The 14,136-nt window shown below is 44.9% G+C and carries 17 protein-coding genes; 11 read left to right on the top strand and 6 right to left on the bottom strand.

What is annotated here, in order from left to right; genetic code table 11:
- The coding region (pyrE, locus tag R8269_RS11195) for an orotate phosphoribosyltransferase (protein ID WP_318222538.1) at positions 1–594 on the top strand (594 nt) is incomplete at its 5' end.
- A gap of 84 nt (positions 595–678) precedes the next feature.
- Here pyrE and R8269_RS11190 read toward each other — a convergent pair.
- The 3 genes from R8269_RS11190 to coaBC form a co-directional block, all read right to left on the bottom strand.
- Positions 679–1,629: a Kdo(2)-lipid IV(A) acyltransferase gene (locus tag R8269_RS11190; protein ID WP_033905948.1), complete on the bottom strand. Its 951-nt coding sequence runs from the start codon at positions 1,627–1,629 to the stop codon at positions 679–681.
- Between the two features lie 6 nt (positions 1,630–1,635).
- Positions 1,636–2,226, bottom strand: a complete 591-nt coding sequence (gene slmA / locus R8269_RS11185; protein WP_005379386.1) for a nucleoid occlusion factor SlmA — start codon at positions 2,224–2,226, stop codon at positions 1,636–1,638.
- A gap of 171 nt (positions 2,227–2,397) precedes the next feature.
- Positions 2,398–3,597: a bifunctional phosphopantothenoylcysteine decarboxylase/phosphopantothenate--cysteine ligase CoaBC gene (coaBC, locus tag R8269_RS11180; protein ID WP_005384780.1), complete on the bottom strand. Its 1,200-nt coding sequence runs from the start codon at positions 3,595–3,597 to the stop codon at positions 2,398–2,400.
- Between the two features lie 193 nt (positions 3,598–3,790).
- Between coaBC and R8269_RS11175 the strand changes: the two genes are divergently transcribed.
- From R8269_RS11175 to R8269_RS11140, 8 genes are all read left to right on the top strand, one after another.
- On the top strand, positions 3,791–5,464 hold the full coding sequence (locus R8269_RS11175; protein WP_318222537.1) for a methyl-accepting chemotaxis protein: 1,674 nt from the start codon (positions 3,791–3,793) through the stop codon (positions 5,462–5,464).
- Between the two features lie 114 nt (positions 5,465–5,578).
- Complete coding sequence (gene radC / locus R8269_RS11170) at positions 5,579–6,253, top strand: RadC family protein (RefSeq protein ID WP_017820707.1); 675 nt, start codon at positions 5,579–5,581, stop codon at positions 6,251–6,253.
- A 302-nt stretch (positions 6,254–6,555) separates the two neighbouring features.
- Positions 6,556–6,792, top strand: a complete 237-nt coding sequence (rpmB, locus tag R8269_RS11165; RefSeq protein WP_005384783.1) for a 50S ribosomal protein L28 — start codon at positions 6,556–6,558, stop codon at positions 6,790–6,792.
- 13 nt (positions 6,793–6,805) lie between these two features.
- A complete protein-coding gene (gene rpmG, locus R8269_RS11160) occupies positions 6,806–6,976 on the top strand; it encodes a 50S ribosomal protein L33 (RefSeq protein ID WP_004410866.1) in 171 nt (56 codons plus the stop codon).
- A 276-nt stretch (positions 6,977–7,252) separates the two neighbouring features.
- Positions 7,253–7,729: a hypothetical protein gene (locus R8269_RS11155; RefSeq protein ID WP_031777180.1), complete on the top strand. Its 477-nt coding sequence runs from the start codon at positions 7,253–7,255 to the stop codon at positions 7,727–7,729.
- A gap of 102 nt (positions 7,730–7,831) precedes the next feature.
- Entirely contained in the window at positions 7,832–8,641 is an 810-nt protein-coding gene (gene mutM, locus R8269_RS11150) for a bifunctional DNA-formamidopyrimidine glycosylase/DNA-(apurinic or apyrimidinic site) lyase (RefSeq protein WP_042522608.1), read from the top strand.
- 86 nt (positions 8,642–8,727) lie between these two features.
- Complete coding sequence (gene coaD, locus R8269_RS11145) at positions 8,728–9,210, top strand: pantetheine-phosphate adenylyltransferase (protein ID WP_005379411.1); 483 nt, start codon at positions 8,728–8,730, stop codon at positions 9,208–9,210.
- Positions 9,197–10,132: a glycosyl transferase family 90 gene (locus tag R8269_RS11140; RefSeq protein ID WP_149192296.1), complete on the top strand. Its 936-nt coding sequence runs from the start codon at positions 9,197–9,199 to the stop codon at positions 10,130–10,132. The genes coaD and R8269_RS11140 overlap by 14 nt, the downstream gene beginning before the upstream one ends.
- 31 nt (positions 10,133–10,163) lie before the next feature.
- Here the strand turns inward: R8269_RS11140 and R8269_RS11135 are convergent, their stop codons facing one another.
- From R8269_RS11135 to R8269_RS11125, 3 genes are read right to left on the bottom strand one after another with little or no spacing between them, the layout of a single operon-like run.
- Positions 10,164–10,952 carry a glycosyltransferase family 2 protein gene (locus tag R8269_RS11135; protein ID WP_017634986.1) on the bottom strand — a complete coding sequence of 263 codons (789 nt, stop codon included), beginning with the start codon at positions 10,950–10,952 and terminating at the stop codon, positions 10,164–10,166.
- Positions 10,949–11,716 carry a glycosyltransferase family 2 protein gene (locus R8269_RS11130; RefSeq protein WP_047103887.1) on the bottom strand — a complete coding sequence of 256 codons (768 nt, stop codon included), beginning with the start codon at positions 11,714–11,716 and terminating at the stop codon, positions 10,949–10,951. The genes R8269_RS11135 and R8269_RS11130 overlap by 4 nt, the downstream gene beginning before the upstream one ends.
- A 35-nt stretch (positions 11,717–11,751) precedes the next feature.
- Positions 11,752–12,807 (bottom strand): glycosyltransferase family 9 protein, encoded by a 1,056-nt coding sequence (locus tag R8269_RS11125; protein WP_005379423.1) that lies wholly within the window; start codon positions 12,805–12,807, stop codon positions 11,752–11,754.
- Between the two features lie 107 nt (positions 12,808–12,914).
- Here R8269_RS11125 and R8269_RS11120 point away from each other — a divergent pair, with 107 nt between their 5' ends.
- The gene (locus R8269_RS11120) at positions 12,915–13,322 is read left to right on the top strand and encodes a diacylglycerol kinase (protein WP_005379424.1); all 408 of its coding nucleotides are present in this window, start codon (positions 12,915–12,917) and stop codon (positions 13,320–13,322) included.
- Positions 13,323–13,333: 11 nt separating this feature from the next.
- Complete coding sequence (locus tag R8269_RS11115) at positions 13,334–14,044, top strand: 3-deoxy-D-manno-octulosonic acid kinase (RefSeq protein WP_005379425.1); 711 nt, start codon at positions 13,334–13,336, stop codon at positions 14,042–14,044.
- The last annotated feature ends 92 nt before the right edge of the window (positions 14,045–14,136 follow it).

The raw sequence follows: 14,136 nt of genomic DNA, 5'->3' as shown, positions 1-14,136 counted from the left end.
GTTCTTAAGTTTGGTGAGTTTACTTTGAAATCTGGCCGTAAAAGCCCGTACTTCTTTAACGCTGGTCTTTTCAATACTGGTCGTGACCTAGCGCGTCTTGGTCGTTTTTACGCAGCAGCGCTTGCTGATTCTGGCATTGAGTTTGATGTGCTGTTTGGCCCGGCGTACAAAGGTATCCCAATCGCGACGACAACAGCAGTCGCGCTGGCGGATCATCATGACGTCGACACGCCTTACTGCTTCAACCGTAAAGAAGCGAAAGATCACGGCGAAGGCGGTAACCTTGTAGGCTCTGCGCTTGAAGGTCGTATCATGCTAGTAGATGACGTAATCACAGCAGGTACTGCGATTCGTGAATCGATGGAAATCATTCAAGCAAATGGCGCAGACCTTGCTGGTGTGTTGGTTGCGATTGACCGCCAAGAAAAAGGCAAAGGTGAGTTGTCTGCGATTCAAGAAGTGGAGCGTGACTTTGGTTGTGCAATCATCTCGATCGTTAGCTTGACTGACCTTGTGACTTTCCTTGAAGAGAAAGGCACAGACAAAGAGCATCTAGAAGCAGTCAAAGCATACCGCGCAGAATACGGCATTTAATTGGTTACTTTTTCTGAAAAAGTAAAAAGGGCAGATGGATATTCATCTGCCCTTTTTTGTTTTTGGATTCATCGCCTTGACCACTTACTTATAGCGAATGCCTTTCTCGACATGCTCATCTTGCATGGTTTTATAGCGTTTATGGAGCCACATCCATTGCTCTGGAGCGCGTAGAATGACTTCTTCCACATACTTGTTCATATAAGCGGCAGCGGCGACTTCGTCTTTTTGTGGATAGTCGGCTTCAATGCACTTATCAGCGATGATGTCGTATTTTCCTTCGTCATTGCGAAACCCTGAGCCTGGGATGATCGCACATTTTGAGGTATACGCCAGAATGCTCGTGCCTGTTGTTGTACACGCATCGTCTACGGCAAAGAAGGGCACAAATACTGATTTTTTGCGACCGTAATCGTGATCCGGTAAATAGAACAGACGCTCACCGCTGCGTAAAACACGAATCATCTTTTTTACATCTTTACGATCAATCAGTTTATTGCCGTTATGTGTCCGTCCCCAATACTGGATAAAGTTATAAGCAGGATTATTATGCGGACGAAACGCGCCGTACCCGGCCACGCCTAACACGGCGAAAGCACGCGCAGTGATCTCTAGATTAAGAGCATGGACACAACAAAGTAGGACGCCTTTACCTTCTTTGGCTTTTTCACGCAGTGCGCCGAGATCTTTCTCGACGATCAGGTTTTTAAAGCGCCAAGTCGGCCAGAACCAAGTGATTCCGGTTTCTATCAGTGCCATACCGGTATTTTTGAAGTTCTCTTCAACAATATGTTGAATCTCTTCAGGTGTTTTGTCTGGAAAGGCCAATTCTAAGTTACGCTGAGCAACGTGGACACGCTTTTTACCGTAGCGCATGCCAAGTTTGCCGAGTGAACGACCTAATGAAAGCAGCAGCCGATAAGGAAGAATATTGACGAGGATGGCCAACAGACCAAAACCAAGCCATACGCCCCAGTTACGAGGGTGAAGAAGTGAAAGAGAAAACTCGGGCTGCGTGTATTTGTCTTTACTCATAGTCTTTTACTTTATTTGTGCACTCAAAAGCGCCCAGTACTCGTCAAAGTTTGCAGTCGGCTGGTATTTAAAGTCGCTACGCACAAAGCGGTTTAGGCTCCCCTCAACTTGTCCCAGAATTTGCGCGGCTAGGATGCGCTCTTCGACAGGGAAAGACTTCCCTTCACGAATCTTACGTTCACGCAGGATTTGGCGCAATTGTGTTTCTATACGCTCAAAGAGTTGATTGATGCGTTCACGTAGACGTTCATTTTCAAACATTAGAGCATGACCCGACAAAATGCGTGTCAGACCTGGGTTACGTTCAGAGAACGCCAAAATAAGGTGCATCACCATACGAATACGCTCTAGTGTATCTTTTTCGTCGTCTAGAATACGGTTGATACGTGTCATCAAGGCTTCTTCAATGAACTCAATCAACCCTTCGAACATGCGCGCTTTACTTGGGAAATGACGATACAGCGCGGCTTCTGAAACGCCGACTTGCTTGGCCAGTTTTGCCGTAGTAATGCGTGAAGCGCCATCTGTTGATTCAAGCATTTCTGCCAATGCTTGTAAGATTTCTTCACGACGGTTGGATTTTTTACTGCCGGCCATTAGTTACTTCCTTTCAAAATACAAAGTTGAGCGGAGGGGATTATAAGACGCTATTTCGCCTCAAACTAGACCACTAAGGGTGGAATGGGAGATTTAACACCCTTAGTTGTCATTTTTGTACCAAATTTATGCCAGCTTTTGTAAAAAATTGGCAGGGTTTTCAAACGTTAGTTACATCAATTGATGCATTTTTTCGAGAATTTTAAAGCTCAATGCTTCTTTTGATTCCAAAGCGAGCGCAAGTTCACCTTCAGGCCAGTAAAGGGTAATTGCGTTGTCGTTGCTGTTAAATCCTTGCCCTGCAACCGAAACGTCGTTTGCACAGATCATATCGAGGTTTTTCTTTGTTAACTTGCCTCGAGCATAGGTCTCTACATCATTGGTTTCAGCCGCAAAACCGACGGTAAACGGACGCTTCTCCGTCATTGCTGCCACAGATGCAACAATATCAGGATTTTTAACCATATTAATGACCATTTCGTCGTTGTCTTCTGTCTTTTTCAACTTTTGAGACGCGATCGTTTGTGGGCGGTAGTCGGCAACGGCAGCGCAGCTAATAAAGGCATCATGCTGGTTTGCATGTGTCATAACGGCTTCGTGCATCTCTTGTGCACTGGAAACATTTATGCGCTCAACACCTACGGGCGTATTTAAACTGACAGGACCGCTCACGAGGGTGACTTTTGCTCCCATCTGCGCTGCGGCGCTCGCCAATGCATAGCCCATTTTCCCGGAGCTATGGTTCGTAATGTAACGCACTGGATCAATCGCTTCGCGAGTTGGTCCGGCGGTAATGAGTATCGACCTACCTTCTAGCAATTTTGGTTGAAAGAACTGTTCACATAAATGTACTAGCTGCATTGGTTCCAGCATTCTACCTGGTCCCACATCACCACAGGCTTGCTCTCCTGCCGCAGGGCCCCAGATGTGCATACCACGACGCGCTAACGTAGCGATGTTCTCTTGGGTTGCGATATTGCGATACATCTGTTGATTCATCGCAGGAGAAACAGCAACAGGGGAATCCGTCGCGAGCACGAGCGTAGTAAGTAAATCGTTCCCCATGCCTGCGGACATGCGTGCGATTAAGTCCGCGGTCGCGGGCGCTAATAGCACTAAATCTGCCCATTTGGCCAATTCAATATGGCCCATAGAGGCTTCCGCTGCTGGGTCTAGTAAACTGTCCGAGACAGGACGGCCCGAAACGGCTTGCATGGTTAAAGGGGTAATGAACTCTTTTGCGGCTTTCGTCATTACAACTTGAACTTGCGCTCCTCTCTCTATGAGGCGACGGGTTAGCTCCGCACATTTATACGCGGCAATACCGCCACTGATGCCGAGTAGAATTTTCTTTCCTGCTAGTGTTTGCATGTGAGATCTCCAATTTGATGACCGGATTTTAACACAATTCAAAGTCTGACCGCCCGAGCATATATAACGAGAAGATAATTCACATCAAACTCCAGAGTATTAATCTGACTGAGGAAGGGAAAATTCTCGCCTACCTCACAGACAAGTTGCGCGGAGTTTGCAAGTCTGAAAAGAAAAAGAGGTAGTGGAAACCATGGTGTTGAAAAGTCGAAACAAATTGCTGCTGATAACCCTAATTCCGCTGTTGTTGATCACTACGTTGATCTCAGTGGTGTATTACATCAACAGCAGTAAAAGTTTGGAAGCGGAGCTGGCAAGAGACAGGCAAGAGCTCATCGAAACGAAAAAGAAAGAGTTACAAGCCTATATGATGATGGGCGTGACGGCGATAAAACCGTTATACGACACGGATGTAAATGGAAGTAATAAAGAGGCAGCAAAAGAAATTCTGAAAGCCATGCGCTTTGAAAGCGATGGTTACTTTTTTGCCTACGACTCTCAAGGTGTGAATACGTTGCACGCCATCAAACCTGCATTAGAGGGTAAAAACCTTTACGACTTAAAAGATGAAAATGGGGTCGCAGTTATTGCGGGCTTGATTGACGCTTCTCAAAAAGGGGATGGGTTCCTCTATTTCTCGTGGCACAAACCGACCATTGACGCACAAGCGCCTAAGTTGGGCTATGCAGAATATCTATCGAAATGGGACTGGGTTTTAGGTACTGGCGTTTATATTGATGACATCGACCAGCAAGTTGCGATGCACAGAGAGTTAAAGACTCAAGAGCTAAAAGAGCATACATTATCTGCCGTGTTGATTTCCGCTATTGGATTGATCATTACCAGTGTTCTCACCAGTATCGTGGTGTCTAAAGGCATTCAGCCATTACAACATGTCGCGGCTTCATTAAAAGATGTTGCCGCAGGCGGCGGTGACTTAACGGCTCGTTTAAAAGTCGAAAGTCAGGATGAAGTCGGTGAAGTGGCGGCGGCGTTTAATGAGTTTATGGATAAGCTGCACCCACTGATGCAGGACATTCATCGCTCTGCGACGACAGTACAGACCGTTTCTCAAAGCCTGAACACTCAGACCAGCCAAGCGAGCGGTCAAATGCAGGAACACTGTTTAGAGACGGACAAAGTCGTGACGGCAGTGACGCAAATGAGCATGACTGCCAAAGAAGTAGCCAGCAATACCAATGCGACCGCGCAGGCAATTGACGATGCCAACAGTCAAGTCACCGCTGCTCAGCATGAGGTCGAGCAAGCAATAGAAGGCATTACCGAACTCGTGACGGAGATAGACAGCACGTCAGATGCAATTTCTGAGTTGAGTTTACAGACTGAAAAAATAACCAAAGTGCTGGATGTGATTGGCGAGATAGCCGAGCAAACGAATTTGTTGGCCCTAAATGCGGCGATTGAAGCGGCTAGAGCCGGTGAGCAAGGTCGAGGGTTTGCCGTCGTTGCGGATGAAGTGCGCTCGTTAGCCAGTCGTACACAAAATAGTACTCATGAAATTGGTGACATGCTTAAGCAGCTACAAAATGGTGTATCAAGAGCGGTCAGTACGATGTCGGTGAGCCAAAAAAGAGGTGTCAAAACGGCGGAAGAATCGGCGCTCATTCAGCAATCTCTTTCTGGTGTTTATAATTCTATCGGTACGATTCGAGATATGGGGATTCAAACCGCGTCTGCCGCCGAAGAACAAAGTGCGGTTGCAGAAGACATCAACCAAAACTTAGTGGCTATTCAACAGATCGTGAACAACATTAATGAGACGTTGCAGCATGCCGAGTCAATCAGCACGCAGCTATCACAGTCTGGAACGGAAATTCACGGCTTGGTTGGCAACTTTAAACTCTGATGAACTGTTAAGTTGCATGGAAAGCACTGATGGTACGAAGAAAGCGAAAGTCATACTCGACTTTCGCTTTTTGTTTTGTGGAATAGGGACACTTTCCATATAAAGAGACATCAGATGATACTGAAAGCTTTGCCAAATGAGTCCATGCCCAGAGAGAAGCTACTGCAACGAGGGCCGCAAGCTTTGACCGATGCCGAACTGCTGGCCATCTTCTTGCGCACAGGCACCCGCGGAATGAACGTGATTGAGCTTGCAGACTTCCTTATTCAAGACTTTGGTTCGCTCAGACAACTATTTTCAGCATCAGAAGAAGAGTTTTGTCGTCACAAAGGATTAGGGCAAGCCAAGTATGTTCAATTGCAAGCTGTACTAGAAATGACACAACGTTACTTGGCGGAGACGCTAAAGCGTGGTGATGCCTTAACCAGCCCCGACCAAACTAAGTTATATCTGTCTTCTATTTTAAGGGATCGGCAAAGAGAGGCTTTTTATATTCTTTTTCTCGATAACCAGCACCGAGTGATAAAAGATGAAATTTTATTTGAAGGAACGTTGGATGCAGCGTCGGTGTATCCGAGAGAAGTTGTTAAGCGTGCTCTGCATCATAACGCGGCGGCTTTGATTTTGGCGCACAATCATCCTTCAGGGGTTGCTGAGCCGAGCCAAGCTGACAGAAGGATTACAAGGCGTCTCATTGACGCATTAGCATTGGTGGATATTCGTATTTTGGACCATTTCGTCATCGGAGATGGGGAAAGTGTCTCTTTTGCTGAAAGAGGCTGGATATAACTGTGCGTTTTTTAGGTTGTTAGTTGCTAAAAATCTGCTATCATCCACGCCACTAAATTTTTAACTGAATTCAGCTTGGACTGCTAAAAAAATCTGCTGTCTAAAAAAAGATCACGAAAACCTGTAAAAAGGATCTGTTCGGGTCTTGAGCAATGCATATCAAGTTAGTATAATGCGCGACCTTTGATAGCCTTGTATGGATTTTCCATAGCGGTTCTTAACCTCTAACTTCTTTTCGAGAGATAGAGAGGTTCGGCCACCAAGGTTGATATCGAGCTGAAACGATTTTGGAGAAGACATTCATGTCACGAGTATGCCAAGTAACTGGTAAGCGTCCAGTAACGGGTAACAACCGTTCACACGCACGAAATGCTACTAAGCGTCGTTTTCTGCCGAACCTACAAACTCATCGTTTCTGGGTAGAGAGCGAAAAACGTTTTGTTAAACTACGTCTATCTGCTAAAGGTATGCGCATCATCGACAAGAAAGGTATTGATACTGTTCTTGCAGACATGCGTGCACGTGGCGAAAACGTTTAAGAGGAAATAAGCAATGGCAAAGAAAGGCGTTCGTGAGAAAATCCGTCTAGTATCTTCTGCAGGTACAGGCCACTTCTACACAACTGATAAGAACAAGCGTAACATGCCAGGCAAATTTGAGATCAAAAAGTTTGATCCAGTAGTTCGCCAGCACGTTATGTACAAAGAAGCAAAAATCAAATAATTGGTTTCAGTCTCTTTGATGAATTGAAAAACCCAACTTTCGAGTTGGGTTTTTTATTACCTGAATAAAAGTGCTGAAGATAAAGTGTTCAGTACGTCATCGGATTATAAAGTACTGCTGAAGTTATTTTACTGGTCCGACTCTATACTCGAATTTTTGATTGATCGCTCTCTGCCGCTTCGTTACCACTTCCCTACACACTTGCACACCGTTGTTCTAGTCAAGCTCAATACTCTTTGGTAGTTTACTCATAACGATAAGAGAGTAGAGATGGTTATGCGTGTGAGTCCGGCTCGTCGCCGCCGATGGAACAATATTCTTATTCTGGGCATTATCGCGTTTATAGTGATCTTAAATGCGCCGATGTGGATCAAAACTTACCTATTAACAGACCAAGCAGACCCTTACCCAAATGTACTTCGCTCCGACTATACGGTGGAGTCTTTGTACTATAGTGGCTGGGAGTTTGAACTGCATGATGGACGATGGCAATCCAACATCAAAGTTGATGCACCGATCAGTGAACTTGTATCACGCTGGCAATCATTGGAAGGGACCGAGCTCACCTCAGAACAGTACGATCATTTAAAACCTAACCTGACGGTACCTGAAACGGTAGAAGTTTGGTATCAGGATCTCGAAGAGCCGCAGCGGGTGACTTTCTTTCGTTTACCTGATTTTTGGCTATTTAAAACCTGGCAAGACAAATGGGTCGCTATCTCCGTCGATGAAAACTACCTTATGCCAGAGTAGAGCCTTTTTGCGCCTATACCCCTAATAAGCTTCCCTATTTATCGTTTTTCTTTTCGATTATGCTAGCAGCGAGAACTATTAGCCGGTGAATTGGAGAATCTAATGCCTGAGTTGCCAGAAGTTGAAGTGAGCCGTATGGGGATTAGCCCCCACATGGTTGGACAAACGATCCAGTCGTTTACTTTTCGAACGCCTAAATTGCGCTGGGATATTCCTACAGAGCTTAAAAAATTGGAAGGGCAGGTGATCCGTGCGATTAGCCGTCGTGCGAAATACTTACTGATCGAGACAAACACAGGTACAGCCATTGTTCACTTGGGCATGTCTGGGTCTTTACGTGTCCTAGATGCCGACTTTCCGCCAGCAAAGCACGATCATGTGGATCTCAAACTAAGCAGTGGAAAAATACTGCGTTATAACGATCCGCGTCGTTTTGGGGCATGGCTGTGGTGTGCTCCTGGCGAGTCACATGCTGTGCTAGCAAACATGGGGCCTGAGCCTTTAACTGAAGAGTTCAATGCGGAATATGTAGCGGAGAAAGCTAAAAATAAGCGTGTCGCCGTCAAGCAGTTCATCATGGACAACAAAGTCGTGGTTGGTGTTGGGAACATCTACGCGAATGAGTCGTTGTTTAAATCTCGAATTCACCCTTCAAGGCCCGCAGGTAAGTTGACTTCTCAAGAGTGGAGGTTACTTGTTGAAAATATCAAAATGACACTTGAGATTGCCATTACGCAAGGTGGGACTACTCTGAAAGATTTTGCGCAAGCCGATGGAAAGCCGGGTTACTTTGCACAAGAGTTATTGGTTTACGGAAAACCCGGAGAGCCATGCCCAGAGTGTGGCGAACGACTTCAAGAGCTAAAGATTGGCCAACGTAATACCTTCTTTTGTAGTGAGTGTCAGAAGTAAGTCGAGCTATTATCGAGCTTAAGTTGTTGTAATCTTGCGTTCGAGCCTCAATAATTCAATCAGTTTCGAATAACTTAGTAAATTATATGAAAGTCATTTATCCGGGCACTTTTGATCCAGTGACTAATGGTCACCTCAATCTAATAGAACGTACTCACGAAATGTTTGATGAGGTTGTGATTGGCGTAGCCGCAAGCCCATCGAAGAACACTATGTTTTCATTGGAAGAGCGCGTTGCACTGATGCAGGACGTTGTAGCGCATTTACCTGGTGTGACGGTAAAGGGGTTCTCCGGGTTATTAGTGGATTTCGCGAGAGATGAGAAAGCTAAGGTTCTTATTCGTGGTTTACGAACAACGGTAGACTTTGAATACGAGTTTGGACTGACCAACATGTACCGAAAGCTATTACCAGGAATCGAGAGCGTATTTTTAACTCCTGAAGAAGAGTTTGCGTTTTTGTCGTCGACTATCGTGAGAGAAGTAGCGATTCATGGCGGAAGTATCGAACAATTCGTTCCCAAGCCAGTAGCCATCGCGATTGGGGAAAAACTGAATGAAAGACAGTAAGTTCCCTTATTATTTCTCAAACGCTCTCTCGATACTTATCCCTCGCTTTGTATATCGAGCACAAGCCAAGCGTTTACTTTCGAATCTGACCGAAGCAGAGCAGCACCGCTGTCTTGAGCGAGTGAACTATTACAATAAGTGTGAAACGCCGTTTTCAGTCGATAGCCGAGAACAAAATTACTCGACCATCGATACATTCAAAAAAACGAAAGGCTGGACGTATTTTTTCGATCTTCGCCAAGTTGTACGCTATTTCCCTTCCAGTTTTGCGTTTAACTACATCAACGGCGATGTTACACACATCCCCAATGTACCGAGCTTTATAAAAAGCCGCCCTATTTTTGGTAACAACCAAAATTCAGTGGTGTTGAAACTTAATCAAGTTCGTCATTTTAAATTTATTGATGATCCTGTTCGCTATCAAGATAAAAAGGACATGGTAGCGTGGCGCGGCGTGGGTTTTCAGCCGCATCGTAAAAAGGTGATTCATGCGTTTTACAACCATCCGCAATGCAATATTGGCCAGACCCGCCCGGTAGAAGGGAAACCATGGGAAAAGGGCTTTATGAGTATTGAAGAGCAACTGCAGTATAAGTTTTTGCTCTGTATAGAAGGCAATGATGTGGCCACCAACCTTAAGTGGGCTATGTCGTCTAACTCCTTGGTTATTATGTCAAAGCCAAAATATGAGACTTGGTTTATGGAAGGTAAGTTAGAGGCAGGCGTCCACTATGTTGAAGTGAAGGATGACTATTCGGATTTGCCCGAAAAGATGGATTATTACCTAGCGAATGAGCAAGAAGCATTAGCGATCATTGAAAATGCGCACCAGTGGGTTGAGCAGTTCAAAGATAAACGTAAAGAGCGTTTGATCTCATTGATGGTTGCCGATAAGTACTTCGCTTTATCTCAGCAACAATAAAAAAGGGGCGAAACGCCCCTTTTTTATCATCTTAAGCTTCTAGAAATTGATCAACACCATTCTCACAGCGTTTAAGCTTGTTTTTAATGGTGTTCTCTAAAATCTCGTCATTTTGTCCGAGTGACGCGCGAGAGTTTTCTACGTGGTACAAGTGGTAGCCTACACCTGCGAATTTTAGGTAAAGACGTGACTTACCCGCATTCAACATGCGATGAACAAACTCGCTGTCTTCGCGTCCCCATCCAACAAAATCTTGGTTGAAGCCATTCACCTCGATGACATCTTGTCGCCAAAACGCCATGTTGCAACCGCGAGTGGCTTTATCGTTATTGCGCTCGTAAGAGAACCATTTCGATAGCAAAGCGTTGGTGATACAGTTTTTACGATTGCGAATGCCTTTGCTGAAGATAGAAGGCACTAAGCCGTTTTCCATGATGGCCTTGCTGCAGCTTTCATCCGTTAACACACGTCCGCCCTGCACAAACCAATTTGGTTTTGCGACTTGCTTATGTGATTCAATAAACGTTTGGGACAGCACCATGTCGCCATCAATCATGATGAGGTAGTCACCTGATGCTTTGGCGATCGCACGGTTGCGGCTCATTGAAAGTTGAAAGCCATTATCTTCGTGCCAGCTATGAATAAGTGGTACTGGAAAGCCGTCACGCAGTTGGTCGATCATTGCTTTGGTATCGTCTCGAGAACCGTCATCTGCAACAATTACTTCGTCAGGCAAAACGGTTTGACGTTTCACGCTTTCTAACACCGCTTTTAATGCTTCTTTCCAGTTGTAAGTGGTGATAATTAAAGTCGTTTTCATGATTTTCTTGCCTGTTCACGTAAGTAGAGATCGATGTATTTTACAAAAGTAGAGTGCATGCTTAGCCAAGCTAGAATGAAGCCATGTTTGCCATCAAGGAAACCTCGTTTGAGCACATACATCTTCAAAAAGCTCGCAAGAGCGTGAACGATAGCGGTCGTTAACCCCGCTTTCTTTTTACCTTCCCGTTCATCTGTCCAGGCCTTGAGGTAACCAGTGGTTTTATTGATGTAATGATGAAGGTGCTCGTAAGTGTAGTGATGCAGTCGACCATCCAGCTTTTCAGTTTGATAGTTTTTCTCATCAACTTTTTCATGAACGAGCGAATCATTATATTGTGTATATTCGGTGCGATATAAGCGCACAATCCAGTCTGGAGACCAACCAGAATGGTAGATGAACTTACCAAACGCTGAGCTTAGTCGATTAAGTTTGTATAAAACGTTCGGCTTATTGGCTGATACCGCGTGTAAGATACTTTCTTTTAGCTCTGGAGTGACTTGTTCGTCTGCATCAAGCCACAAAACGTAGTCTGCTGTAACGTATTGCTGCGCCAGTTGGCGCTGTTTACCGAATCCTGGCCAATCTAGGTTGGTGTAAAACTTATCTGTGTATTGTCGGGCGATTTCTTCAGTGCGATCAGTGCTGCCCGAGTCTAGAAGGACAATTTCATCGACCCAATCTTTTACTGTGTCTAGACAAGCTTGTAAGTGCTTCTCTTCATTTTTTACAATTAAGGCAACGGCTAAGGTTGGTTTGGACAAGGTCATTTCCTTCTTAACAAATCAAGACAGTAAGTTTACTGGTATTGAGGATACAAATCTTCTAAGACTTGATCGAACATGCTCATTACTTGAGTGTTGGTAATGCGGTTCATTGCCGTTTCATCTTTAGCGCGAGTTCGCCAGCTTAACTCGTGACTGTTTTTGCCTGTTTCCGCAAAGATTGTTTCTTCATACACTGAGACAACGTACTTTAGATAACGGTAAGGTCCCACTCGCAGCGGATTATGGTGTGCATAGAGCCCGATGATTGGCGTTTTCATGGCATTCGCCATGTGTGCTGGTCCGGTATCGGGGGCGATGACCATTTCAACCTTATCTATTAACGCAAGCATTTGCAGAATTGAACTTTGTCCAACTAAATTTAGACACGGTTCTTCCAAGCGAGATTGAATGGCTTCTGCCAGATCCAATTCTACCTGAGCAGGGCTACCTGCCAGAATCACGTTCCAGCCTTTTGTTCTGGCGTGATGAATCACATCCACATAACCTTCCGCGTTCCAGTTTTTATAAGCTTTGCTCGCACCAGGCACAATCAGCAGGTTAGGTTTACTACGAGAAATATGAGACTCTGCCCAAGCTTGGTCGTGGTCTGAATAAGAAAGTACCCAGTCTAGTCCTGCCTTTGGTACCCCAATTTGATGGGCAAAGGCCATTAAGCCATCTGCGACATGCAGAGATTGCGGGGAAGGCACTTTGACATTGGTAAATAGTGTTTGAAAGTCCTGGCTTCTATCAGAAGAGAAACCAAGTTTGTATTTTGCTTTAATGCCCAACGTTGCGACACTCGCTCGAATCGCGTACTGCATATGCAATAGCGCATCAAACTCTCTGCCTTTCAGCTGTCGCCAAAGTGATTTGTAGCCATCAAGTCCCGCTTTTTTATCAAAAACAATCACTTCTACACCATCGATGGCGGCTAATAACTGGGCTTCAAGTTTACCCGTTATCCAAGTAATCTGGGTCGAAGGCCAGTGTTTCTGAATAGCTTGAATGGTGGCGATAGTATTGCAAACGTCTCCGATAGCGGACAAACGCAAGACGCATAGTGACGATGGGGCAGAAGTGAACATAATTATTGTCTGATTCGATGAATAGAGGCAGGTAAATTATGCAGACATCCCCAATAAATGTAAAATACACGGCTCGAATATAGCTAAGTACCGATAAGTGTTCTGCAATGTCAAAGACAACACCACATCAATCGCAAGAATCTGGCAAGCCGGGTAACACTGGGCTAAAGCGCATCGTTAAAGCGACGGGTTATTCGATCCAAGGATTAAAAGCGGCTTTTAAGTATGAAGCTGCCATTCGACAAGAGTTGGCTCTGTTGAGTATCGCCGTGATTTTGGCTTGGCTCGTGGATGTCGGCATGGTTGAGCGTATCTTAATGATCGGGGTCGTGGTGTTAGTCTTGATTGTAGAGCTTGTAAACTCAGCGATTGAGGCGGTAGTGGATCGTATCGGTATTGAACGGCATGAACTCAGTGGTCGAGCTAAAGATATAGGCTCTGCTGCCGTTATGGTTGCTTTGGCGTTTGCTGCATTTACTTGGTTGTATATATTAGCCAGCCGGTATTTAGGCTAGAGGGTGAGCGTATGACTCAACAGTATAAAAACAACAACCAAGTGATCTGGTTTGATGACGAGATCATTACAGACCCTAGCCAACCGATATTTGATGCGGAATACTGGCAGTCCTCCGACAAGGTGGTTGGCAGTGCGACGGGGCGAGGCACGACATGGTTTATCCAACTAGAGAACATGCAAGCGGCACTACGTCATTACCGTCGTGGCGGTTTGTTTGGGAAGTTAGTTAACGATCATTATTGGTTCTCTGGCTGGGATAACACCCGTTGTGCGCAAGAGTTTCAGCTTTTGTTGGCGCTAATTGAGGCTGGGGTACACGTTCCTCGTCCTATTGCAGCAAGAGCCGTAAAGTCAGGACTCTTCTATCAAGCTGATTTATTAAGTGAGCGAATCCCAAACGCCAGAGATCTGGTTAGTATCTTGCAAGAACAGTCTTTATCGGTAGAAATGTATCAGAAAATAGGGCAAGAAATTGCCAAGATGCATCAGGTTGGCGTTAACCATACCGATTTGAATATCCACAATATCTTGATCGACGACAAAGATAAGGTATGGATTATCGATTTTGATAAGTGTCGTTTTGAAACTTCTGGTGACTGGAAGCATCAAAATCTAAATAGACTTCTGCGTTCATTTAATAAAGAGCGTTTAAAGCGACAGATTATTTGGCAAGAGTCCGATTTTGAACATTTTCAGGACGGTTATGCTTCTCAATCTTAATTGAGTTTTTTATCATTTTATGTTGATTGCTCTAAGTAAGCCTTCTTGAGTCTAACGATGCTCGAGTGAGTCTATAAACTACAATAATCATA

It is taken from the genome of Vibrio sp. Vb0667, assembly GCF_033391095.1.
Note: the sequence above shows the minus strand (reverse complement) of the source record. Positions and strands in the feature narration are given on the sequence as shown.